The following is a 23913-nucleotide window of genomic DNA, read 5'->3' as shown; positions in this document are numbered from 1 at the left end:
CTCAGCCCTCGCGCAGGCTGTCGTAGCGCAGCCGCATGACAGGTTTCAGCAGGAATTCGATGACCGTGCGCGTACCAGTCCTGATATCCACCGTCGCCGTCATGCCGGGGCGGATCGGATATTCGCCCGGCGTCTCGCCCAGATAGGATTTGTCCGGCGTCACCAGGACCTGGAAGAAGGTATTGCCCTCGTCGTCGGCCACGGAATCCGCGCTGATATAGGTCAGCGTACCGGAGAGCGTCCCAAACCGGGTGAAATCATAAGCGCTGATCTTGATGCGGACCGGCTGGCCCATCTCGACGACGCCGCTGTCTTCCGGCCGCAGCCGCGCCTCGATCACGACGCTCTCGTTGACCGGCACGATTTCCATGATCGGATCGCCCGGTCCGATGACACCCCCGATGGTATGGAATCGCAAATTCTTGACGATGCCGTCGACCGGCGCGCGGATGATCTTGCGCGAGGCCTGGGTATCGGCCTCGGCAAACATCTCGTTGGTCGAGGAGATGTCCTGCTCCACCTTTCCCAGTTCCTCGAAGGCGGCGCGGTTGAATTTTAGCTTTTCATCGTTGAGGTTGGCGCGCGCCTCGTCGAGCGCCGCGCGCGCCTTCGGAAGCGAGGAGCGCAGCGCGCTGACCTTCCCCTCCAGCAGCTTCGCCTCGCGTTCGCGCGCCAGGTGTTCCATCTTGGAGGTGAGCCCGTCGCGCAGCAGGTCCTGCGACATGGCGAGGTTCTTCCCGGCGAGGTCGAGATCGGTGACAGTGGCATTGAAGGTGGCCTGCAGCTCGCTGACCGCGAGTTCCTGCTGACGCACCCGCTGCTGGGCGGATTCGATGCGGTTGGCGAGTTCGGTCTGGCGGGCGCTATAGGCGGATTGCTCGGCTGCGGCAAGGTCCGGCCGCCTCTGCGCGACATCGGCCGGCAGGGTGAGCGGCTGGTCGCTCGATTCCGCCAGCAGGCGTGCCCGCAGCAAGGCGAGGCTGTCGAGGCGGGCCTGCAATTCCTCACGATTGGCGCCGCCCAGGCCAAGCTCGACCGCGACCAATTCGCTGCCGGCTGTCACCACCTGTCCGTCGGTGACGAAGATTGCGGCGATCGAGCCACCCTCGAGATGCTGGATGACCTTGACCTTGTCGGCCGGCGCCACCTCGCCCTGGGCGATCGAGAACTGGTCGAACTCCGCGACTGTCGCCCAGACGACAAACGCACAGATCAGGCCGATGCTGATCATCGCCAGCACCGACCAGCCGGATGAACGCGTATCGCGTCGCAGGGAATCGAGAGCCAGCGTCATGTGCCCACCTGCCGCACATTGTTGCCCATCAGGCGCGGCAGGACCTGGTCACTGCGGCCCGCCAGCGCGATATTGCCCTTGATGAGAACGGTAATGCTGTCGCTGGACTGGAGCAAGGCCGGGCTGTGGGTGACGACGATGACCGTGGTCGACTTGCCAAGTTCCACCAGCTGCCGGCGCAACTCTTCCTCCGCCTCGCGGTCGAGATTGCTGGTCGGCTCGTCCAGCAGCAGGATCGGCGGGCGGCCGACCAGGGCGCGGGCGATAGCGATCCGCTGGCGCTGGCCGGTCGAGAAGCGGCTGCCGCCCTCGCCCACCTGGGTATCGTATCCGTCCGGCAGATCAGCCACGAAGGCATGGACGCCGGCGAGCTGGGCCGCCGCCAGGATCTCGGCATCGGCCACTTCGCCGGAGAAGCGGGCGATGTTCTCGCGCACGCTGCCGGAGAAGAGGAAGCCGTCCTGGGGCACATAGCCGATCCAGCGCGCGATCTGGTCGCGGCTGAACTGGCTCATGTCGCCGTCGTCCAGCAGCACGCGCCCCTTCGACGGGCGATAGAGGCCATGGGCGATTTTGAGCAGCGTGGTCTTGCCGCTGCCATTGGGACCGACGATGGCATGGAGCCCGCCCGGTCCGAAGCGCAGGCTGATATTGCCAAGGACCGGCGGCGCCTCCGGCACATAGGCGAAGCTCACGGCCTCGAGCTGCAGGCGGCCGCTGGGGCGCGGCAGGTCGATGGCATCCGCGCGGCGGTCATCAGGCTCAGCCAGGATCGCCGCCAGCCGCCCGGCCGAATCGCGCATCTGCGCGAGGGCGCGCCAGGAGGAGATGAGCTGCGAGAGCGGCGCGATCAGGCGTCCCGCCAGCAGATTGGCGGCAACCAGCGTGCCGACCGTCATCTCGAGGTCGAGGATCGCAACCGCGCCAACCGAAGTGAGCGCGATCGTAGCGATGACCCCGAGGCTGGCGCCGACATTCATCGAGGAATCGGCCAGGCGGCCGCGGCGGATCGAGGACGCGATGCTGGCGGCCTGGCCGTCTTCCCACAGATCCTGCAATGGGCGCGCCATGGCGGCGGATTTCATCACCGCGCGCCCGAGGACGATCTCGTTGAGGATGCGGTCCCGGCGCATGCCGGCCTCGCGCTCGAGCCTTGTCGCATGGCCGACCGTGAGCCCATTCCAGAGGCCGAGTACGGCAAAGGCGACGGCGACGATGGCGAAGACCCAGGCGAGAGGCGGCGCCAGCCAGATCACCAGCCCCAGGAAGAAGACGATGAAAGGCAGATCGACGATGGCGACGATCGCCGCCCCGGCCACCGTGTTGCGCACGGTCTCGAGATCGCGGAACAGGAACTGCCAGGTATGGCCCGGCCTTGCCTCCAGCACCTGCAATGGCAGGCCGGCGACCTTGGCGAAGAGCGCCCGGCCGAGATCAACATCGACCGCCAGGGCCACGCGCTGCAACACCCGGCTGCGCGCCTGGCGCAGGAAGAAATCGAACAGGATGACGGCACAGATGCCGAGAACCAGGGCCTGCAGGGTCGTGAGCCCGGCGTGGAAAATCACCCGGTCATAGACCTGCATGACGAAAAGCGGCGTCGCCAGCGCCAGCAGGTTGATGAAAAGGGACATCACCAGAAGGCCCGGCAAAGCCGGGCCCAGTTTGTCCATCAGCATCCGGTAGCGCCGGTCCAACATGGCGCGTATCAATTCGAGGCCGGATTGATGCCGACATTCTCGACCGAGAAGCTCCCGCTGGTCGTCTGCACATTGGCGACGATGGTATAGCCCTCATCGGCGCCATTGCCGTCATAGATCAGGTTGTAATTGCCGTCGCCGAGATTCTCGAGGATCAGTACCGGGTTCTTGCCGTCATAGGCCTGATGCTCGAAGCCGAGGACGCCGTCATAGGTGACGCCCTGGTCAAGCTGGATGAAGCTGTTCGGATCGAAGCCCGTGGGGTCGTCCAGTTCAAAACCCCAGCCGTCCCCACCGTAAAATTCATCAAAGACGATCCGGTCGGCGGCGGTGTCGAACTCCAGAATATGGTCGAACGCGAAATCGCGATCGCTGGTATTTGACAGAACACTGAAGTTGTCCGTCGTCGCTTCCATGTAGAACTCGTCGGCATCGCCGAAGCCCTGCAGGACGTCATTGCCGGCACCGCCATAGAGAATGTGCCGGCCTTCCCCTTGGGCGCCGTAATTCGAGAGCAGCCAGTCGTCGCCGCCGCCGCCGCTGAGATGGGCATAACCCTTGCTCTCGTCGCCGCCGAAGCGGTCGTCCTGGTTGCCACCCTTGAAGACGGTGCTGTTGCCGCCGAGCGAACTGTTGTAGGCGATGAATTCGAGGTTGCCCCCTTCCTGGCCGATACCGAAGGAGAAGAACTGGTCGACGCCATAGGCGGCGAGGGAGATATCCTCGCTGCCGAAAAGGCCCAGATTGACGGTCTCCGCCGTCAGGAAGGTGAAGCTGCTCTCCCCCTGCGGGTTGTAGCCGCCATAGAAATTGAAGGCGATGGTGCCGTGGTTGAGGTTGAACGAGCCGCCAATGGCGAAACTGCCATGTGACTGCTCACCCCAGACGTCCACCGACAGGGTCGATTGGAAAATGTCGCTCTCTTCAAGGCCGACGCTGCCATTGATCGTGGCAAGGCCCGGTGCCGAAAGCGTGCCGCCGGAAACCAGGATGTTGCCATTGACCGTGCCGCCGATGATCTGCATCAGCGACCCGTCATTGACGTAGATGTTATAGGTGGCCTCGGAATTACCGGAATCGACCGACAGGACCGCCCCCTGCTGAACAGTCAAGGCGCCGGACGAATTGGGCCCGTCAAAGGACCTGCCGATTTCGACCATGGCGCCATCGCCGCTTACGTCGAAGGTCGAAAACTCTCCCGTGACCAGCAACGAGCCGCTGCCACCGGCCTGGCTGCCAAATACGACATGCGCATTCTCTCCGAAGAGCTCGAAGGCGCCGCCATCCTTGACCACCATGCTTCCGTGACCTGCACCGCCGATCGCAAGGTAGGCGCCCCAGGACTCGGTTGAATTGGGCATCTCTATAATCGAGACCTGCGACTGGCTCCCCTCGATCGTGACCGTACCCTTGCTTCCCTCGTCGACACCGATTTCCATGCCCGGCGCGCTGGTCTCGCCCTCGGCATCATTCGTGACAAGCAAGGTGGCGCCGGCCAGCACGCTGAGCATGCCGACGCTGCCATTGCCGATGCCGACGCGCACCAGTCCGCTGGTTTCCTGTTCCCACTCGCCCGTTCGGCGGCCGAATTGCGACGATACGAGGACGTTGCTGCCTTCGTCGCTGATGGTGACGTGGCCATTACCCTTGCCCGCGGCGATATCCAGCGTCAGCGTACCGACCAGGCCGCCATCGGTTACATTGAGTTCGCCCTTGCCGTCGAGGCCGACCACGATGGCGTTGTTGTCGCCGGTCAGCAGGATGGTGCTGTGATAATCGGTCGGTTGCTCGCCTTCGCCGATGATGGATTCGACCCCGTCCACATCGACGCGGCCCTCGCTGCCCGTCTCGCGACCGATGATGATCTGATTGCCAAGGCCGCTTTCGGCATTGAAGGAATATACCGCCCCGCCCTGCTCGACGATGAGATGGCCCTTGCCCGCATCGCCAACGATGATGCCGTTCGGCGTCGTGATCAGGCTTGCCGTGGGACCGGAGATCCGGATGATGCCGTCGCCGCCGACCTCCTGCCCGATAATGGCCTTGGTGGACTGCTCGCTTTCTTCGCCGCTGATCTCCAGTTCCCCAAATCCGTCCTTGCCGACGATCAGCAGGCCGTCATTGCGGATGACCTGGCCGCCATCACCGCCCTCATCGGCGTCCTCGACCTGGACCGTGAAGGTCTGCTGCGAACTGAGGCCGCCCTTGTCCGTCGCGACCACGGTCAGGTCGTAGCTGCTGGTGGTCTCGAAATCGAGCTTGGAATTGTCCTTGATGGTGACGATGCCGGTAGCGCCGTCGATCTGGAACAGGCCGTCGAAATCGTCTTCGAGGCTGTAGGTAATTACGTCACCGGCATCCGGATCGCTTGCCTGCGCGGTGATGCCCACTGTCGTGCCATTGCCGGCATTTTCGAACACGGAATTGTAGTACGGGTTGTCCTGGTCGGTGTCGGCGATTTCGCCCGGCGCCTCGTTCACGTCGCCGATATTGATGGTGAAGGTCTCCTCGTTGCCGAGTTCGCCGGAACTGTTGGCGCGGACGGTGATCTGATACGACGTTGCTTCCTCGAAATCGAGGTCGGCGCCCTCGGCCACCGTGACCTTGCCGGTCTGGGCGTCGATCTGGAACCGGCCGCCGGCATCCTCGGCGAGGGAGTAGGTGACAGTCTCGTCCGGATCCTGGTCGGTCGACTGCGCGGTGATGCCGACATAGGTTCCGGCAGCGGCGTTCTCGTTGACCAGATTGGCGGCGTTGTCGACATCGGTCGGGCCGCTCGGCGGATCGTTCTCGTCGCCGACCGCAATCGTCAGTGTCTTGGTCACGCTGAGGCCGGCGGAATCGGTGGCGGTCACCTCGACCTGGATCTCACCGTTCTCAAGGGCTTCGTAGTCCAGGCTGACACCATCGCGCAGGCGCAGTTCGCCTTCGACGATTTCGAAGCGCTCGTCGGCGACACTGAACTGATGCCAATCTTCCTCGTCCGCGTCTACCGCATAGAGATAGCCGACCGTGGCGCCCTGCGCATTCTCGGGTACCGCGCCGCCCTCGATCTGGATGTCGGTGGGCGCATAATTGTCGCCATAATTCAGGTCGCTGATCCAGATCTCCTGGTCGGCAAAGCGGATCTTCTCCATCTCCTGGAGCGAGTCGGCGCCGTCCGGGCTGCCTTCGCGCAGGTCGAAAACCTGGATGTCGCCGCCTTCGCCGACGACGATCTTGTAATCGGCCGCATTGCCCGTGAAGACCGCCACATCGGTGTCCTCGACCCAGGAATTGCCGTAGGCGCCGCCGAGCGAGCCGCTCTCGCCGCCAATCAGCGTGTCGTCGCCGCCATTGCCCTGCAGTTCATCCGCGCCGGCGGCCCCGCTTAGAACATTGGCGCCGCCGTTGCCGATCAGCTTGTCATTGCCGGAACCGCCCGTGACATTCTCAATATTTGCCAGCTTGTCGACACCGATATCCGGATCACCGGACGCCGTTCCGGCGCCGAGGTCAACGATCACTCCCTCGTCCGTGCTGGCATAGACGATCGTGTCCTCGTCGTCTCCGCCGTCATAGAAATCGTTGCCACCGCCATGGCCCGCGACGATTGTGTCGTCACCCCCGCCACCGGCGACCTGATCGTCGAAGGAACTGCCGATCAGGGTATCGTCGCCGCCCGAACCGGTGATGATGGCGGACTTGTTCGAATTGCTGGCGTCGAGCAGGTCGTTGCCGGGACCGCCGGTGAAGAAGTTGAAGGGTGACGGCGGCGGTGTCGTTCCGGCTGGCGGTGAGAACGGGTCGAGGTAGTCATTCGGGATCCCCGGCTGGTTGGGTCCACCCGGAATCTGGATGCCATTCGTGCCGACATTGCCGGACAGGTTTACTGTCGTGAAGCTGACCGGCTGCAGCGGATCCGGCACGAACCCCAGCCATTCCGACAGCTTGCCGACGGAATCCGTGGTCTCCATCTGCATCTGCTCGCCGTCGCCACCGGCGGCCAGGGCAAAATCGCCGAGGCCCAGCTGGTCTGCAAGCTGCGACGCCAGATCCTCGACATCACCCTCATCAATGGCGCCTTCCTGGTTGGCGGGGCCGGTCGAGTGGAACTGCAGCAACTGGTCGAAGAACTCGATCAGCTGCGCCGGGGTGACCTCGGTCGGCTCGCCGGGCCCGATGAAGAAGCTGGTGACGAAGACGGCGGTATTAGCCTCGGTCAGTTCGACCAGGCCACCGCCATTCTGGAAAAAGATGCGGCCGACATGGCCGTCCGGATCGGCCAGCAGGACGATGACCGTATCGCTGCCTTCCAGGGCGATGCGGGCCGCCACCGTCGTGCCGCGGATGCCGATCGTGCCGACCGGCGTGTTCACCTCCATGTTGCCGTTCGGCGCAATGCTACCGGTCGAGAACACGAAGGCGCCCTGGAGGACGCTGGTCACCAGACTGCCGCCACCGCTGGACGGGTCATAGACCATCTCGTCGATCGTCATGCGGGCGCCGGCGGACAGCGAGAAGGTGGTGCCGTCGACGAAGACGATGCCGACACTGCCGTCGCTACCCGCCAGGATCACATCATTGAGAAAAATCGGGTCGCCCTGAGCGAGCTCGACGGTGGTGCCGCCGCGCTGCACGCTGACCGTACCGGAAATGCTTTCGACCGAGCCCACGGCATCCGCCGCCTGCGCCTGCTGGAGCGCATCGCTGGCGAGTTGGCCGCTCTCGGCGAACAGGCCGCTGGCAGCCGGCTGCGCGAGGCGGGTCACCAGGCTGCCGTCAAGACGCGCGGCGCCGTCGAGGACCAGGTCCGCCGCGACGTCCTGCGTGAAGTAGTCCTTGATCACGATGTCGCGGCCGCCGGCCATGTCGATCAGCAGATCGGCACCATGCTGCTGGAAGCCAGCCTTCAGAATGCTGCCGGCATCGCCAGAGCCACCGAGATCGGCAAGATCGATCCTGGCTTCGCCGTCCGCCCTTATGACAAGGCGCCGGCCATCACCACTCAAATCGAGATCCGGTGTCGCAACCATGTTAACCTCCCGAAAGCAGCCGGACCGCGCCCGCGGTCACCGGCTGCCGCTATTCGACGCTCCGCATTTCCGGGTCCTGCAGGCCCATATCCTGCGGTCGCAGATGCCCGACCGCGCGCAAGACCCGGTAGACCGAAAGACGCGCGTTGTAGCTGGCATCGACAAAGTTGATCTGCGCGCTCTTCAATTCGCTCAACGAATCGAGGACGTTGATCGAGGATTCCTGGCCGGCCTCGCGCAGCCTCTGGCGGGCGGCATAGACTTCCTCGGCGATGTTGACGGCGTTCTGCAGCAGCTCGACCCGCTCCCTGGAGGTCTGCAGATTTTCCCAGGCGAGGCGGACCTCCTCGGTCACCCGTCGGCCGGTGTCGTTGAATTCGCTCATGCGCTGGTTATAGACGGCCGCAGCCCGCTTGACGCGCGACTGCGTCTGGAAGCCGGAGAAGAATTCCCACGTCATGCGCAGCACGACCGAGTAATTCTCGCGATAGCCCTCGACGCCGTCGACATCCTGGTCATAGCCGGCAGTGCCCACCAGGTCGAAGCGCGGAAAGAAGTCGCTGCGTGCCGCGATCCGTTCCTGGCTCGCGATGTCGATGCCGCGGGCACTGGCATCCACGGCTGGGTTTTCGTCGAGTGCGAGGGAAATGGCCGAGTCAATATCCGCTGGCAGCATGCCCATGGGCGGGACGGGATCGACCAGCCCGGCAACGTTCGGCGCCGTGCTGTAGACCTGCTGGTAGCGGGCGATCGCATCCTTGAGCCGGCCTTCGAAAGCGACGCGCCGCTCCTTGGCCAGCTGCAGACGTGACTTCGCCTGCAGCACGTCCACGGTGATGCCCGACCCACGCTGGACGCGCTCGTCCTCGAGCTGCAATTGGGTCTGCAGGTTTTCTTCGTCGGATTTCGCGATCTCGATCAGCCGGGTCTGGCGCAGGACCTCGTGATAGGCGGTGATCGCCTCGAACAGAACATCCTGGATCGTGGCCCCGAGGCTGAGGCTGGCCACCTGCTCGTTGAGTCGCGCCACGTCAACCGCCGCCTCGCGGCGCCAGCCGTCCCAGACGTTCTGCGTGAGGGTAAGGGCGACGCCCTGACGGTCGGTATCGAAATGGTCGATGCCGTCGTCGCGCAGCGACGGGGAATCTGTGTATTCATAGCCGACGTCGCCGGTAATGGCCGCTTTCGGGTAATAGGCCGACAGCGCCTCGTCGATCCCTTCGGTATTGGCCTGCAGGTTCATCTGCGCGGCAGTGACGCGGTCGCTGCTCTGCAACAGGCCCGACAGGGCCTGCTCCAGGGTCTCGGCGGATGCGCTCCCCATTCCCGTTAGCAGCATGATGCCGACAAGGCAGGACACCCCCAGCCTGTAAGGCAATCGCCGACTGTTACCCGTTCTCGTGCCCATACCATCCCCCAAAAGAGCGCGCGCCAAACTGCGTCTGCGCTGCGAAGCCGAAACTGTGCTTAACAGAGCGTAAAGTAGCAGGAGCGAACTCAGGAATTTGCTAAAATTATTATTAAAAGGTTACTTCTGTCATCGCGGAACAGCTGACCAGACGGTCAAAAACACACAATATTATATGTTGCGATGCCTTATTCCCACGGAATGTGTGGAACTTGTGACGTAATTCCCGCGACCGCGAGGTTCTTCCGTGTAATTGGGCAGGGCATCATCGACGTCTGGGCTCAACCGACTCAACCTTGGCAAGAACGCCCTTTCGACTTTTGCGATAGGCATTCTGGCGGCCGAACGGTGCCTCGCCCTCGTCATCGCCAAGGACCTTAGCGACACTGGATTTGAAGTTCGCTGGTGATCGGTGTCGATCAGCGCTGCCTGAAACGGGCTATCGGCGGATGAGTAGGTGCCCTCGCCTCATCCGCCGTCAGGCGGCGGCGCGCGTTCTGGCCGCAGCGCGATTCCGGCCCCAGCCGTGATCTGCGATCAACTTCAGCAGGGCCATGGCAAGACCCGCGATCAGGACCCACCAGGCAGGCCGCAATCCGGCGGCGAGCGAGAAGTTGGCGGCAAAAACACGGCTGCCGCCCAGCGTGGTCATGGCTTCGTACCAGGCCCATTCACCCGCCATGGCAAGAGCGCCACTGGCACAGGCCAGGGTAAGGAGATGCCACAGCGCCAGTGATTTTTCGCCATTCCAGCGATAGGCCAGGCGATAGAGCATCAGCCAGATGAACAGCCCGCTCATCAGCACGGGCTCGCTGACATCGATCTTGGATTGCAGGAAGAAGTGCCAGAGGCCAAGCGCTGTGAAGGGATAGACGAGGTAGTGCAGTCGCTGCCAGGTCTTCCCGCCGAGACGCCGCATCGCCCTGTCCGTCGACGTAAGTGCCAGGACAGACAGGCCCAGCAGGGTGACAAAGCCGAGGGCAAGATAGAAGCGCAGCACAATCTCGCTGGCGACGAAGCCGAACCGGTAGTTCTGCTGCACGACATAAAGGAAGAAATGGGCGGCGGCATAGGCGAAAGCGGCGACGCCGACCATGCGGCGGATCTGGACGAGTGCCGGCCAGGCGGCCAACCGCCGCAGCGGCGTGATCGCCAGGGTGAGAATGAGGAACCGAACAGTCCAGAGACCGATCTCGTGCAATGCCTTGGTGACCGGCATGGCATCGGTGGCAGAGGTGACCGCACCGGCGATCAGGCCGCCGGCCGCAGGGTCCGGCGTTGCAAAAGCCCAGGCAACGGCAATCCATGCGCCGGGCAGCAACAGCGCCAGGAATACGCTCAGTTTGAGGCCGGAAACGCGGCCGCTTCGGTCAAGCCAAGGATACAAGGCAACACCATTTCAGGTCGCACCGTTCGGTAATTCGGCAGCGATGCGAATAATGTTACGGCTGGCCGGTCAGAACATCTGGACGGCTGCGGCCCAATACCTCGCCGGCCATCTGCATCTGCCAGTCGAAATAGGGATTAAAGGTCAGCCGCGCATGGATGCGGTCGGGCATCTCGAATCCCCAATCGGAATACCACACCTCCTCGCCATTCCTGCAGCGGGCATAGAAGTCGGGGTTCTGGCCGTTCTCGCAGAGCCGCAGCGAGCCGTCCCGGCCATAGAGCGGATTATCGGGCGAGAACAGCACGCTCATATGCGAGAACTGGCTGATCCGAAAGTCCGGCAGATGGTCGGGGCGAACCACAATCCGGGGATCGTCGATGGCCGGGGGATCGCCGTACCAGATGAGGCGGCTGTCCGGATGCGTGAAGCGCTCGGCGAACAAATCCGCGATGCCTTGGGCGTCAAGCACGGAATCGTGCCTGGTTATCACGATGGTCGTCGGCTTTTGATATGCCTTGGCCGAGAGCGCGGCACGCACGTCGGCGCTGGTATGGTGGAATTGGCCAAAGCCGTTCGTCGGGACATTGAGGTAGCGCACCAGGTTCTGCTGCGGACGTGCCGGGTCGGGTTCACGCAGCCAGGTCACAAAGGGCGCAATCAGGGGCGCTACCCATTCCAGGCCGCCATCCGACTTGAAGCCGGGGGAAAACAGGAGCAGGCCGGCGATCTCGTCATCCGCCAGGGCGCGTGCAGTCACCAGATTGGCGCCGGTCGAAAAGCCCCCCAGATAGACCTTGCCGGCGTCACGCTTCAGCAGGTCCGTCTGTTCCATCACGACACGATGCCAATCGGCATCGCTGACATCGACGAGGTCGGCGGGCCGAGTACCATGGCCCGGCAGTAGAACCGACCGCACCAGGAAACCCTGCCGCGCCAGGGCCGGACCGATATCCGTGAAGGAAAAGGGCGAGTCGCCAAGGCCATGGACCAGGAGGATGCCTCTTATCGGCCTGCCCGCCGGTCGCCATTCCTGTGGCGCGTTGAACGATATCTCGGCCGTCCGGTCATGGGTCTGGAAAGCGCGGCGCTGCGCGACAAGGGCTGCGGCATCCGCCTGATAGGCCGCAAAACTGGCCGGCGGCTGGGTCGGCGCCGTCGCCGAACAACCCGTCACCATCAGAACGGCTGCAAGAAATATCTGTCGGCAATTGCGCAAGGATCAGCCCCGCCATGGTCCCGTGGTGAAAGACTTGGCCGTTACGGACCGGAATGCAAGGCGGATTTCACATGGGCATAGGCGGAAATAGATTTGCTCGCGTGGAATTGACAAGCACCCGCGCGCCGCTCAAAAAATGCGCCGGTCACGTCAACCGTCGCAGTCCCATGAATCCGATCTTTTCGCAGGTTTCCACCTCGGTCTTCGAAACCATGTCGCGCCTTGCCCGCGAGCATGATGCGGTCAATCTGGGCCAGGGATTTCCGGATGATCCCGGGCCCGAGGATGTTCGCCGGAAAGCTGCCGAGGCGGTTGTCTCGGGCTGGAACCAGTATCCGCCCATGATGGGCATCCCGGAATTGCGTCAGGCGATCGCGCGGCACTATCAGCGCTTCCACGGGTTGACGCTGGATTGGGAGAACGAGGTGATGGTTACCTCGGGCGCGACCGAGGCCCTGACGGATTCCCTCCTTGCCCTGATCGAACCGGGGGACGAGGTCATCCTGTTCCAGCCGATGTACGACGCTTATCTGCCGCTGGTCCGGCGCGCCGGCGGGATTCCGCGCTTCGTGACCCTCCGGCCGCCGCATTGGCGGATCGAGGAAGACCAGTTGAAGGCGCTGTTCAACGACCGCACGCGCGTCGTGCTGCTCAACAATCCACTCAATCCGACGGCGACCGTATTCGCGCGGGAAGATCTGGAATTGCTCGGCCGCTATATGGCCAGGTTTGATGCCGTCGCCGTCTGTGACGAGGTCTGGGAGCATGTGCTCTTCGACGACGTCGCGCATACGCCGCTCCTTACCCTGCCGGCATTGCGCGACCGGGTCGTCAAGATCGGGTCTGCCGGCAAGATATTTTCCCTCACCGGCTGGAAGGTGGGCTTTGTTTGCGCCGCACCGCATCTGCTGCGTGTCATCGCCAAGGCGCATCAATACGTTACCTTCACCACGCCGCCGGCACTGCAGGCCGCGGTGGCCTATGGGCTGGACAAGGAGGATTCCTATTTTCTCGGTACGCGCCGGGATTTCCAGGCAGCGCGAGACCATTTCGCGCGCGGCCTCGCCGAGGTCGGCCTCAAGGTATTGCCCTCCAAGGCCACCTATTTCCTCAACATAGATCTGGGCGAGAGGGGCGAGGATGACGCCACCTTCTGCCGGCGGCTCGTTGCCGAGGCGCGGGTGGCAGCCATTCCGGTCAGCGCATTCTATGACCGGGAACCGGTAACCTCCGTTGTCCGTTTCTGCTTTGCCAAGCGAAACACGACACTCGACACGGCGATCGACCGGATCGGCGCCTTCATGAGAAAGAGAAACTGATCAGAGAGGCTTCGGCTGCCCGCCGCCGGCTGCCATCGGTCGCGCATGGCGCAATTTCCCGTTATTGCCTTCGAGCAATCGCTCCAGCCGCTCGCGATCGATGCCTGAGAAGTCCTCGATGCCGAGGACATGGTCGATCCGGTCCCCGCCATCGCCAAATGGAAACAGGCCCCATTCGAAGGACTTTTCGAAACCGTCAGCCCAACTGTAGCGGGATGCGCCGAATACCGGTTCGCCCGCAGCCAGCAAGCGTCGATACTGGCCGAGCAGATCCTGGATCACGGCCGGATGCCATGGCAGTTCGTGCAGCCAGCACCCGGTATAGTCGAGGCCGGCAAAGCGAGCCTGTTCCGTGCCGACGAGGCGAAAGCGGATGCGCAGCGGATCGCGATGGACTTCCTCGATCGTCAGATAGGGCAGCAGCCGCCTGACGGCGGCTGGGTCGAAATCCCGCTTGGCCGGCCAGCGCCTGTCGCCCTTGATCTCGTTCCAATAGCGGTGCAGTTCTCGAACCAGTGGCGAGGTCAAGTCAGTCAAGACCAGGCCGTTGCCAGCCACATCTCCTTCCGGCGCCACGCACTAACTCCCCCGCGATTCTCGCTGCACGGAATACATTCCATGCGATGGACCAGCTGGCAAGGTGAATGCTAGGCTGCGCCGCCATGTATGAAATCGACCCGACCCGTCTTGACCTCGTCGCCGAATTCAGGCGCAAGCCCTTTGGGCGCCATAGCGCCGAACTGCAGCGCATCCTCAACCGCATGCGTTCCGAGCCATTTGAGGGACATTACGTGCTGCTGCGCGACGGGCGCTTTGGCCCCTGGCGCCTCGCGCAATTGGGGCGCCGGCCACAGGATCCGGTGACTCCCACCGGTCATGTCTTTGCCAGCAAGTTGGAGGCGGAATGGGAGGTCTTCAAGCTGCGCTGGCAGCGCCTGACCGGCCAGGAACTCCGCGACCGGGATCTGCCGCCGGAGCCATGATCAGGTCATGCTGAATATCACCGGCTATACGGATCGGCCATCGGCGCGCCCCGGCGAGCGCCTTGATTTCAAGGTATCCTGCGAGGGTGGCGCGCAAAGCTTCAACGCGCGCATCGTGCGCCTGATCTGTGGAGATGACGGGCCGGACAGCCCAGGCTACAAGGCACAGCCGATCGACGCCCGGGTCAATGGCAACTATCCAGGCCGCAAGCAGGCAACAGATATCGGCTCCTATGTCGTGACGAAGGTCCCGGCGGAAATGCCGCTCGCAGGCGGCTTTACCCTGGTTGCCCTGGTCATGCCGACCGCCCCGGCGAAGGAGGCGAAACAGACTGTCCTGGCCTGGCAGGAGGCAGTCGCCGACGCATCCGGACGACAGCGCGGCCTTGTCCTCGGGCTCGACCGGTCGGGGGCCGCAGCCGCAGAACTGAACGATGGCGACGGCCGCATCGCAATCAGCAGCGAAACGCCCCTGCTGGCCGGCCGCTGGTATCGGCTGAGCCTCTTTGTCGATGCGCAAGGTGGCCGCCTGGTGCTGTGCCAGACGGCCCTCGAGCCAGCTTTTGGCGAAATCGCCGATCGGCTTGTCGAAGCCGAGGTAGAATTCGACCTCCGCGATCTTGCCGGCGCCTATGTGAGTGCCGCGGCCAGCGTCACGCTCGCTGCCGACAGGCGCCGGCAGTCGTCACTGCATTTCGACGGCAAGATCGAGGCGCCGGCCATCTTTGAAGGCGAGCTGGATTTCACGGCGATCGGCTATCCGACCAGCAAGAAGGTCAATCGCTATCTGAGTTGGGATTTCAGCCGCGATATGGGCGGGCGCGAACTACGCGATCTCTCCGGACACGGCCACGACGCGGAGATCGTCAACCTGCCGACCCGCGCCGTCACCGGTGCGCATTGGCGTGGCGAGACCCTCAATTGGCGCGAGCGGCCCGACCTCTATGGCGCTATCCATTTTCACTGCGACGATCTCTACGATATGGGCTGGGAAACGGATTTTTCCTGGGCCCTGCCGGCGAACCTCCCCAGCGGAGTCTATGGCTGCGAATTGACCACGACGGATGGCGGCGAGGACGTGGTGCCGTTCTTCGTCCTGCCGCCCAAGGGCAAGGCAACGGCCTCCCTCGCCTTCCTCGCCTCGACCTATACCTATCTCGCCTATGCCAATTCGCATCACGGCTATGAGGATGCGCTCTCGGAAGTTTGTTACGGGTCGCTGCTGGAACTGGGCCCGGCCGAGCAGTTCCTGAAGGATCGGCGCGATTATGGCGTCTCGCTCTATGACCGGCACCGCGACGGTTCGGGTGCTTGCCATTCCAGCTGGCACCGGCCGATCCTGAACACCAGACCCAAGCGCGCCATCTGGAACTTCAACGCGGATCTCCACATCATCGACTGGCTGCACGGCATCGGCCAACCTTATGACGTCATCACCGACGATCGGCTGCATGAAGAGGGTTATGACCTGCTCAAGAACTATCATTGCGTGATGACGGGAACGCACCCCGAATACCATAGCACGGCGATGCTCGATGCCTTCGAGACCTACCAGCAGAAGGCCGGCCGCATCATCTATACCGGCGGAAATGGGTTTTATTGGCGCATCGCCACCCACGCCGACTGGCCGGGTGCCATCGAGCTCCGGCGCGGCGAGGCCGGTACGCGCTGCTATGAATTGCCGCCGGGCGAGCGCTTCCATGCCTGGGGTGGCGAGTTCGGCGGGCTATGGCGGAGCCAGGGCCGCGCGCCGCAGAAGATGCTGGGGGTTGGTTTCGTGACCGAGGGATTCGACGCCAGTTCCTACTACGTCCGACTGGCCGATTCCTTCGATCCGCGGGCTCGTTTCATTTTTTCCGGTATCGGCGATGATGAGCGGATCGGCGATTTCGGCATCCTGGGCGGGGCGGCCGGCCTCGAACTCGACGCCAGTGACCCGGAACTGGGAACGCCCCGGCATGCCCTCATCCTCGCCAGATCAGTCGAGCACTCGAACACCTTCCTGCTGACGCCTGAGGAATTGCTGGCGGGCTTTCCGGGGTTGGACGCCATCGAGAGCGACCGCTGCCGGGCGGAACTGGTATTCTTCGAAACGCGATCCGGCGGTGCGGTCTTTGCGACCGGCTCCATCGCCTGGGCCTCCGCCCTCGCTCACAACCATTATGACAACAATGTCTCGCGCCTGACCCGGAACGTCCTGAAGCGGTTTCTGGACCCGGAACCGTTCGCCTAACTCCCTCGCCCGGATGGGGGGGGGAGGGTCAGGCAGGGGCCTTGCCTCCCAACCTGCCCGCGTGAAACAATCCGGCCATGCTGCTGGAAATCTTCGCCGACACGGTCTGCCCCTGGTGCTATATCGGCAAGCGTCGGCTGATGCGCGCCCTCAGCGCGCGGCCGCAGCCGGGCCTCAGCCTGCGCTGGCGGGCGTTCCAGCTCAATCCCGGCATGCCGATGTCCGGCATCGACCGGCAGCAATACATGCAAGCGAAATTCGGCAGCCTCGATCGGGCACAGCGGGTCTTCGACAATGTGGCACGGGTCGGTCAACAGGAGGGAATTGCGTTCCGCTTCGACCTCGTAAAGCGGACGCCCAACACGTTGCGTTCACATCGTCTCGTCCAGGCGGCGGCAAGGCTGGGGCGCGACGGGCTGATGCTGGACCGGCTGTTCGCCGCTTATTTCACGGAAGGCGTGGATATCGGCGATGCCGATGCCCTCATCCGCCTTGCTGGCGATGTCGGCCTGCCGGACGACGTGGCCCATGCCGCCGTCGACGGCTTGCCGGAGATCGACACCGCCCTCAACGAGGACTTCCAGTCGCGCCGCCTCGGCATCACCGGTGTCCCCTATCTCATCTTCAACGGTCGCTTCGGCCTTTCCGGCGCCCAGGAGCCGGAAGTGCTCTACAACATGTTCGACCTCGCCAAAGAGGACGACCGCGAGCGCGCGGCGTCATGACCTTCACGCCGCGAGTTCCGCCAGTTTGTCCATGATCTTGCGCACGCCGGCGACGCGGGCATCGGCATCCAGCCATTCCTGGCGATAGACCAGCCTCTGGTCCGGCCGGACCGACATGATGTCGGAGCGGCGCGCAATGAAATCGATCAGCCTATCGGGCTTGGCAAACTTGTTGTGACGGAAGGCAAGTACGGCGCCCTTGGGCCCCGCTTCGATCCGCTCGACGCCCGCGGCACGGCAGAGCCGCTTGACCGCGACGATCTTCAGCAGGTTCTCGACCTCGACCGGCAGCTTGCCGAAGCGGTCGATCATCTCGGCGGCGAATGCTTCGGCCTCCTGGTCGTTTTCGAGCGTCGCGATGCGGCGATAGAGGCCGAGGCGGACGGAAAGATCGGTGACGTAGTCTTCCGGGATGAGGACCGAGGTACCGAGATTGATTTGCGGCGCCCAATCCTGTTTCTGCGCTTCCCGCGCCTGCCCCCGCGCCTCCATGACGGCTTCCTCGAGCAGCGACTGGTAGAGTTCGACGCCGACCTCGCGCACCTGGCCCGATTGCTCCTCGCCAAGTAGGTTGCCGGCGCCGCGGATATCGAGGTCGTGGCTGGCCAGCGTGAAGCCAGCCCCCAATTGGTCGAGAGTCTGCATGACTTCGAGCCGCTTCTCGGCCGATTGCGTCAGCGCCTTGTTGGGAATGGTGGTGAGATAGCAGTAGCCGCGCAGCTTTGAGCGGCCGATGCGGCCCCGGAGCTGGTAGAGCTGGGCAAGGCCGAGGATGTCGGCGCGGTGAATGATCATCGTGTTCGCGGTCGGGATGTCAAGGCCGCTTTCGATGATGTTGGTCGCCAGCAGCAGGTCATAGCTGCGGTCATAGAAGGCGGTCATCGCCTTCTCCAATGCGGTTGCCGGCATCTGGCCATGGGCAGTGACGATCTTTACCTCCGGCACAAGCTTGCGGATGCGTTCAGCAACCATGTCGAGATCCTCGATGCGCGGGCAGACATAGAAGATCTGCCCGCCCCGGAACTGCTCGCGCAGGATCGCTTCGCGGATCACCACCGGATCGAAGGGCAGCACGAAGGTGCGCACCGCGAGGCGGTCGACTGGCGCAGTGGTGATGAGGCTCATCTCGCGGATGCCGGTCAAGGCCAGTTGTAGCGTGCGCGGGATGGGCGTCGCGGTCAGGGTCAGTACATGGATGTCGCCGCGAAGTTCCTTCAGCCGCTCCTTCTGGCTGACTCCGAAATGCTGTTCCTCGTCGACGATTAGGAGACCGAGATCGGCGAATTCGATGGATTTCGCCAGTAGGGCATGGGTACCGATGACGATATCGACCTTGCCCTCTTTCAGCTCCTGCTTGATCTCCCTGGTTTCCTTGGCGCCGACCAGGCGCGACAGCTGGCGCACCTTCAGCGGAAAGCCGCGGAAACGTTCGCTGAAATTCTTGAAATGCTGGCGGCAGAGCAAGGTGGTCGGCGTCACTACGGCGACCTGCTTGCCACCCATGGCGGCAACGAACGCGGCGCGAAGCGCCACCTCGGTCTTGCCGAAGCCGACATCGCCGCAGACCAGGCGGTCCATCGGCTTGCCTGAGGCCATGTCGGTCAGCACATCGTCGATCGCGCGCTGCTGATCCTCGGTCTCGGCATAGGGGAATCGCGCGCAGAATTCGTCGAACAGCCCGGCCGGCGCCGTCAGGGGATCCGATTCCTTAATGGCGCGCTGCGCCGCCACTTTCATGAGATGCGCGGCGATATCGCGGATGCGCTGCTTGACGCGGGCCTTGCGCGCCTGCCAGGCAGCACCGCCCAGCTTGTCCAGTTCGACGATGGCCTCCTCGCCGCCATAGCGGGAGAGGACCTCGATATTCTCGACCGGCACATAGAGCTTGTCATTGCCGGCATAGGTCAGGCGCAGGCAGTCATGCGGTGCGCCACCAACATCAAGTGTCTCCAGCCCTTCGTAGCGGCCGATGCCATGATCGACATGGACGACGAAATCCCCGGCGCTGAAATTGGCAAGTTCCGCCAGGAAGGTCTCGCTCTTGCGCTTCCGGGAGACCGTGCGCGTGAGGCGGTCGCCCAGAATATCCTGCTCGGTCACTACCAGCAGGCCTTCGGCATTGAATCCGGTCTCAAGCCCCAAGGCAGCCCGGCCCAATGTATCGCGCGGCCAAGCCAGGAACTCGGCGAGGCTCGTCACGGCGACCTGTTTGGCAAGGCCATGCTCGGCGAGCAGATGCCCGATGCGTTCGACGGCCCCCTGGCTCACCGCCGTCAGCAGCACGCGCCTGCCCGCCTGCTGTTCGGTACGGATCGCCCTGGCAGCGGCGTCATAGATATTGACGTCCGGATTGGTCCGCGCCTCGGCGAAATTTAGGCCGGGCGCGCCGCCGGCGGACAACTCCGTGGCCGCCCCCTTGCCGAAATGGTGGAAGGCCAGAACCAGGTGCTTGCGGCCGAGATTGCGCCACTCCGCCTCGCCCAGATAAAGATCGGCGACCGGCAGGGCCCGGTAGACCGGCGATCCGGATTCCCGCTCGGCGCGCTGCAATTCACTGCGGGCGGCGTGGAAATCCTTGATGGTGTCGAGGCGTGCATTGCGGGCGTCATCCGCCTGGTGATCCAGCGTGACGATGGCCTGGGGCAGATAGGCGTCGAGCGGCACCAGGGGCGTCCCGAACAAGGGCAGCCAATGCTCCATGCCGGGGTAATGCCGGCCGGCACTGATCGCCTCGTAGAGCGGGTCGTCGGTGCCGCTGGTGCCAAAGGTCTCGCGATAGCCCGTGCGGAAGGCCTCGATCGCGGCGGGAGTCAGAGTCACCTCGTTGACCGGCTTGATCGAGAATCTCTCGAGCTTTTCCAGGCTGCGCTGGGTCAGTGGGTCGAAGGTACGGATGTCCTCGATCTCGTCACCGAAGAAATCGATGCGCAACGGCTGCGCCGTTCCCGGCGGATAGAGGTCGATGATCCCACCGCGGACTGAGAACTCGCCCGGTTCCGAAACCGTCGCATTGCGCAGATAACCGTTGCCGAGCAGGTATTCGACCAGCTTCTCCTGCGGCACCTCGCCGCCTTTCGCGAGATCAAGCGTCGCCCCCTTGAAGGCCGCGGCAGCCGGCACCTTCTGCAGCATGGCGGCGACGGTAGTCACCACGAGCGGCAGGGGCCGGCCACTGGCACCGGCAGCTGCCAGCTGGGAAAGCACCTCGATCCGTGCCGCCAGGATGTCCCGGTGCGGCGAGGCGCGGTCATAGGGCAGGCAGTCCCAGGCGGGGAATGCCAGGACCTCGAGGTCCGGCGCCAGGAAACGTAGCGCGTCGACCATCCGAGCCAGGCGCAGATCGTCACGGGCGACATGAATCACGCCGTTGACGGACCGCGCCCGGGCGATGCCGGCCACGAGCTGGGCGTCATACCCATCGGGAACGCCACCGATTTCATGGCGGCCCGCTTGCGGCAAATCGAACGGCAATTTCGTCTTCATTGGATCAGCCCTGCCCGCCCAGCCGTGCCCGGCCGAGGGCAACCAGCCGGTCGATGGCCGGGCTGCGCAGGCGGTCCGGCAAGGTCGTGTGACCGGTCAGCCAGTCATAGATGTCGGGATCGGGTTCGTTCAGGAATGCAGCCAAGGCCAGCAACTCGTCTCTATCCATCGTCTCGAGATTGGCTTGCGCGAAGGGACCCAGCACCAGGTCCAGCTCCCTTGTGCCGCGATGCTGGCACTGAAACAGCAGCTTCTTCCGCAGATAGGTCGCGTCGGCCATCGCCGAAACCCTTCCCTCACAAGCCTTTGGCGCATAGAGTCCCCCCGTTTCCAGCAGCAGCCGGACCCGGATTCTCGTGCGACCGCAACTCCTTTACCCGCTCTTTGCGCCGGTGACCAGCCTGCCGGGGATTGGCCCCAGGCTGGGGAAATTGTTCGAGAAATTGACCGGCCCCCATGTCGCCGGCCTGCTCTGGCACCTGCCCATGGGTCTCCTGGCCCGCCAGCACGAGCCGCCCATCGACACGGTGGCGGATGGTGCCACGGTAACCCTCAAGGTCCAGGTGACGGTCCATCTGGAGCCGAAGCGGCCGCGCCAGCCCTATCGAGTCTCCTGCGTCAACGAGACCGGGGCGGTCGATTTGGTCTTTTTCAATCCGCGTGGCGACTATCTCAAGAACCTGCTGCCGCCGGGGGAGTGGCGTCTGGTTTCCGGCAAGGTCGAGCGTTATGCCGGCACCCTCAACATGGTGCATCCGGATTACATCCTGCCGGTAGAGCGGGTTGGCGAGATCAGGGAACTGGAGCCCACCTATGGCCTCACCGCCGGCCTTACCCAGCGCATGGTGCTGAAGGCGATACAGGCGGCGCTCGAGCGCGCGCCGGAGATGCCGGAATGGATCGATCCCCATGTGGTGAAGCGCCATGCCTGGCCTAAATGGAAGCAGGCGGTCGAGCAGGTGCACCGCCCGGCGGCGCCGTCGGATCTTTCGCCCGCCACCCTTTCGCGCCAGCGCCTCGCCTATGACGAGGTACTGGCTTCGCAGGTGGCGCTTGCCCTGGTCCGCCAGCACAACCGGCGCCTCGCCGGGCGGCCGAGCGTCGCCACTGGCGCCCTCACTGCAAAGGTGAAGGCCAAGCTGCCCTATGAACTTACCAATACGCAGCGCCAGGCGATCGAGGAGATCGCCGGCGACATGGCGGCACCGCAGCGCATGCTGCGCCTGCTGCAGGGCGACGTCGGCAGCGGCAAGACGGTGGTGGCCCTGTTTGCCATGCTGATCGCGGTCGAGGCCGGCGGCCAGGCCGCCCTGCTGGCCCCAACCGACATACTGGCGCGGCAGCATTTCGCCACGCTGGAACCGCTGGCGAAGGCGGCCGGCATTCGCCTGCAATTGCTCACCGGCCGCGACAAGGGCAAGGCGCGCGAGAACATCCTCAACGGCTTGGCTGACGGCGCCATACGGCTGGTGGTCGGAACCCATGCGTTGGTGCAGGAGAGCATCACCTTCCAGGATCTGCGCCTCGCCGTGGTCGACGAGCAGCATCGTTTCGGCGTGCAGCAACGGGTGGCCCTGGCCGACAAGGGCAAGGGCGTCGACCTGCTGGTCATGACAGCGACGCCGATCCCGCGCACCCTCACCCTCACCGCCTATGGCGATATTGATGTCTCGCGCCTGACCGAAAAGCCCCCCGGGCGCCAGCCGATCGATACGCGCACCATCCCGCTCGACCGCCTCGACGAGGTCGCCAACGGCCTGCGCCGTGCCGTCGGCCAGGGCTCGCGCGTCTACTGGGTCTGCCCGCTGGTGGATGAATCGGAACTGGTCGACCTGGCGGCCGCCACCGAACGCTATGACATGTTGCGGCAGCTTTTCGGCGACCGGGTCGGCCTGGTGCATGGCCAGCAGAAGGCGGCCGAGCGCGACCAGACCATGGCCCGCTTCCAGAAGGGCGAGATCGAAATCCTGGTGGCGACCACGGTGATCGAGGTCGGCGTCAACGTCCCGGAAGCGACCGTGATGGTAATCGAGCACGCCGAGCGCTTCGGTCTTGCCCAGCTCCACCAGCTGCGCGGCCGGGTCGGCCGCGGCACCGGCAAGTCGAGCTGCATTCTGCTCTACCAGACGCCCCTGAGCGAAACCGCGAAAGCGCGCCTCGCCATCATGCGCGAAACCGAGGACGGCTTTCGCATCGCCGAGGAAGACCTGAAGCTACGCGGCGCCGGCGAACTCCTCGGTACGCGGCAGAGCGGTATGCCGGAATTCCACCTGGCTGACCTTGCCGCCCATGCCGACCTGATCCAGATCGCACGCGATGACGCACGCCTGATCCTGGAAAAGGACCCCGAGCTGGTAAGCGAGCGCGGCACGGCGCTGCGCGTGCTCCTCTATCTCTTCGCGAAAGATGCGGTGGTGAAGACCATCCGGTCAGGTTGAGGCGGGCAGCTTCTGCTTCTTTTTCGCCATATCCGGGGTAACGATGCCGCCCGAGACGATCAGCTTGATGCCGTCCTCGACCGACATGTCGAGCGGGCGAACCTCCTCGCGCGGTACGAAAATAAGGTAACCCGAGGTCGGGTTCGGCGTCGTGGGGACATACAGCGTCACCAACTCTCCCGCGACTGCAGCATCCACGTCACCGGGAGTTGCGCCTGTGACGAAGGCGATGGTCCAGGCATTCTTGCGCGGGAATTCGACCAGCACGCATTCGCGGAAGGCCGAGGATTTGTTGGCCAGCACCGTCTCGGTAATCTGCTTGATGGCGCCGTAGAGCGAGCGGATGATCGGCAGGCGGTTGAGGATGCTCTCCATCAATTGCCGCGTCACGCGGCCGAGTATGCCGGCCGTCACGGCACCGATCGTGGTCAGGACCACAAGAATGATGATGAGGCCAATTCCTGGGATCGAAAATGGCAGATAGGCTTCGGGATTGTATTTCGGGGGCACCAGGGGCAGCACCGTGTCGTCCACCCACGAGATGAACAACCAGGCGATATAGACCGTCAGGCCGACCGGCGCCGTGATCAGGATCCCGGCGAGAAAATAGTTCCGCAGCCTTGCGCCAAAACCGATGACGTGGCGGGGCGGTTGGCTGCCCTGTTGGCGGCCAGCCTGCGGCTCCTCCGGTTCACCCATATTCGTTCCG

15 protein-coding genes are annotated in these 23913 nt (G+C 63.9%); 5 read left to right on the top strand and 10 right to left on the bottom strand.

Features of this window, described 5'->3' with window-relative positions:
* Position 1: 1 nt before the first annotated feature.
* The 6 genes from A8950_RS12665 to A8950_RS12640 form a co-directional block, all read right to left on the bottom strand.
* Positions 2–1294, bottom strand: coding sequence for an HlyD family type I secretion periplasmic adaptor subunit (locus tag A8950_RS12665; RefSeq protein WP_133614049.1), 1293 nt, complete (start codon positions 1292–1294; stop codon positions 2–4).
* Complete coding sequence (locus A8950_RS12660; protein ID WP_133614048.1) at positions 1291–2994, bottom strand: peptidase domain-containing ABC transporter; 1704 nt, start codon at positions 2992–2994, stop codon at positions 1291–1293. The genes A8950_RS12665 and A8950_RS12660 overlap by 4 nt, the downstream gene beginning before the upstream one ends.
* Before the next feature lie 8 nt (positions 2995–3002).
* On the bottom strand, positions 3003–8009 hold the full coding sequence (locus tag A8950_RS12655; protein ID WP_133614047.1) for a cadherin domain-containing protein: 5007 nt from the start codon (positions 8007–8009) through the stop codon (positions 3003–3005).
* 49 nt (positions 8010–8058) lie between these two features.
* Positions 8059–9333: a TolC family outer membrane protein gene (locus A8950_RS12650; protein ID WP_166645150.1), complete on the bottom strand. Its 1275-nt coding sequence runs from the start codon at positions 9331–9333 to the stop codon at positions 8059–8061.
* A gap of 562 nt (positions 9334–9895) precedes the next feature.
* Positions 9896–10804 (bottom strand): protein-methionine-sulfoxide reductase heme-binding subunit MsrQ, encoded by a 909-nt coding sequence (locus A8950_RS12645; protein WP_133614045.1) that lies wholly within the window; start codon positions 10802–10804, stop codon positions 9896–9898.
* 55 nt (positions 10805–10859) lie between these two features.
* A complete protein-coding gene (locus A8950_RS12640) occupies positions 10860–11984 on the bottom strand; it encodes an alpha/beta hydrolase (RefSeq protein WP_133614044.1) in 1125 nt (374 codons plus the stop codon).
* Positions 11985–12190: 206 nt separating this feature from the next.
* Between A8950_RS12640 and A8950_RS12635 the strand changes: the two genes are divergently transcribed.
* Positions 12191–13342 carry an aminotransferase gene (locus tag A8950_RS12635; RefSeq protein ID WP_133614043.1) on the top strand — a complete coding sequence of 384 codons (1152 nt, stop codon included), beginning with the start codon at positions 12191–12193 and terminating at the stop codon, positions 13340–13342.
* Here A8950_RS12635 and A8950_RS12630 read toward each other — a convergent pair whose 3' ends face one another.
* Entirely contained in the window at positions 13343–13918 is a 576-nt protein-coding gene (locus A8950_RS12630; RefSeq protein ID WP_133614042.1) for a PAS domain-containing protein, read from the bottom strand.
* A gap of 68 nt (positions 13919–13986) precedes the next feature.
* On the opposite strand from A8950_RS12630, the gene A8950_RS12625 reads away from it, so the two are divergent.
* The 3 genes from A8950_RS12625 (at position 13987) to A8950_RS12615 (ending at position 17283) form a co-directional block, all read left to right on the top strand.
* On the top strand, positions 13987–14325 hold the full coding sequence (locus tag A8950_RS12625) for a hypothetical protein (RefSeq protein WP_133614041.1): 339 nt from the start codon (positions 13987–13989) through the stop codon (positions 14323–14325).
* A gap of 7 nt (positions 14326–14332) precedes the next feature.
* Entirely contained in the window at positions 14333–16558 is a 2226-nt protein-coding gene (locus A8950_RS12620; protein WP_133614040.1) for a N,N-dimethylformamidase beta subunit family domain-containing protein, read from the top strand.
* A 77-nt stretch (positions 16559–16635) separates the two neighbouring features.
* Entirely contained in the window at positions 16636–17283 is a 648-nt protein-coding gene (locus A8950_RS12615) for a DsbA family oxidoreductase (RefSeq protein WP_133614039.1), read from the top strand.
* 3 nt (positions 17284–17286) lie between these two features.
* Here A8950_RS12615 and mfd read toward each other — a convergent pair whose 3' ends face one another.
* Together mfd and A8950_RS12605 are read right to left on the bottom strand one after the other, a co-directional pair.
* Complete coding sequence (mfd, locus tag A8950_RS12610; protein ID WP_133614038.1) at positions 17287–20766, bottom strand: transcription-repair coupling factor; 3480 nt, start codon at positions 20764–20766, stop codon at positions 17287–17289.
* 4 nt (positions 20767–20770) lie between these two features.
* On the bottom strand, positions 20771–21046 hold the full coding sequence (locus tag A8950_RS12605) for an FAD assembly factor SdhE (protein WP_133614037.1): 276 nt from the start codon (positions 21044–21046) through the stop codon (positions 20771–20773).
* A gap of 76 nt (positions 21047–21122) precedes the next feature.
* Here A8950_RS12605 and recG point away from each other — a divergent pair, with 76 nt between their 5' ends.
* Positions 21123–23204, top strand: a complete 2082-nt coding sequence (recG, locus tag A8950_RS12600; RefSeq protein ID WP_133614036.1) for an ATP-dependent DNA helicase RecG — start codon at positions 21123–21125, stop codon at positions 23202–23204.
* Here the strand turns inward: recG and A8950_RS12595 are convergent.
* A complete protein-coding gene (locus A8950_RS12595) occupies positions 23196–23903 on the bottom strand; it encodes a DUF502 domain-containing protein (protein ID WP_133614035.1) in 708 nt (235 codons plus the stop codon). The genes recG and A8950_RS12595 overlap by 9 nt on opposite strands.
* Between the last annotated feature and the right edge of the window lie 10 nt (positions 23904–23913).

Origin of the sequence: Dongia mobilis, assembly GCF_004363235.1 — a bacterium.
In the GTDB taxonomy this organism is placed as follows: Bacteria; Pseudomonadota; Alphaproteobacteria; order Dongiales; family Dongiaceae; genus Dongia; species Dongia mobilis.
This window is presented reverse-complemented; position numbering and strand designations above follow the sequence as displayed.

Bases quoted from the DNA above. Each gene is read 5' to 3' on its own strand.
- A8950_RS12665 (WP_133614049.1), bottom strand. From the start codon at position 1,294: ATGACGCTGGCTCTCGATTCCCTGCGACGCGATACGCGTTCATCCGGC.
- A8950_RS12660 (WP_133614048.1), bottom strand. From the start codon at position 2,994: ATGTTGGACCGGCGCTACCGGATGCTGATGGACAAACTGGGCCCGGCT.
- A8950_RS12655 (WP_133614047.1), bottom strand. From the start codon at position 8,009: ATGGTTGCGACACCGGATCTCGATTTGAGTGGTGATGGCCGGCGCCTT.
- A8950_RS12650 (WP_166645150.1), bottom strand. From the start codon at position 9,333: ATGGGGAGCGCATCCGCCGAGACCCTGGAGCAGGCCCTGTCGGGCCTG.
- A8950_RS12640 (WP_133614044.1), bottom strand. From the start codon at position 11,984: ATGGTGACGGGTTGTTCGGCGACGGCGCCGACCCAGCCGCCGGCCAGT.
- A8950_RS12635 (WP_133614043.1), top strand. From the start codon at position 12,191: ATGAATCCGATCTTTTCGCAGGTTTCCACCTCGGTCTTCGAAACCATG.
- A8950_RS12625 (WP_133614041.1), top strand. From the start codon at position 13,987: ATGCTAGGCTGCGCCGCCATGTATGAAATCGACCCGACCCGTCTTGAC.
- A8950_RS12620 (WP_133614040.1), top strand. From the start codon at position 14,333: ATGCTGAATATCACCGGCTATACGGATCGGCCATCGGCGCGCCCCGGC.
- A8950_RS12615 (WP_133614039.1), top strand. From the start codon at position 16,636: ATGCTGCTGGAAATCTTCGCCGACACGGTCTGCCCCTGGTGCTATATC.
- mfd (WP_133614038.1), bottom strand. From the start codon at position 20,766: ATGAAGACGAAATTGCCGTTCGATTTGCCGCAAGCGGGCCGCCATGAA.
- A8950_RS12605 (WP_133614037.1), bottom strand. From the start codon at position 21,046: ATGGCCGACGCGACCTATCTGCGGAAGAAGCTGCTGTTTCAGTGCCAG.
- A8950_RS12595 (WP_133614035.1), bottom strand. From the start codon at position 23,903: ATGGGTGAACCGGAGGAGCCGCAGGCTGGCCGCCAACAGGGCAGCCAA.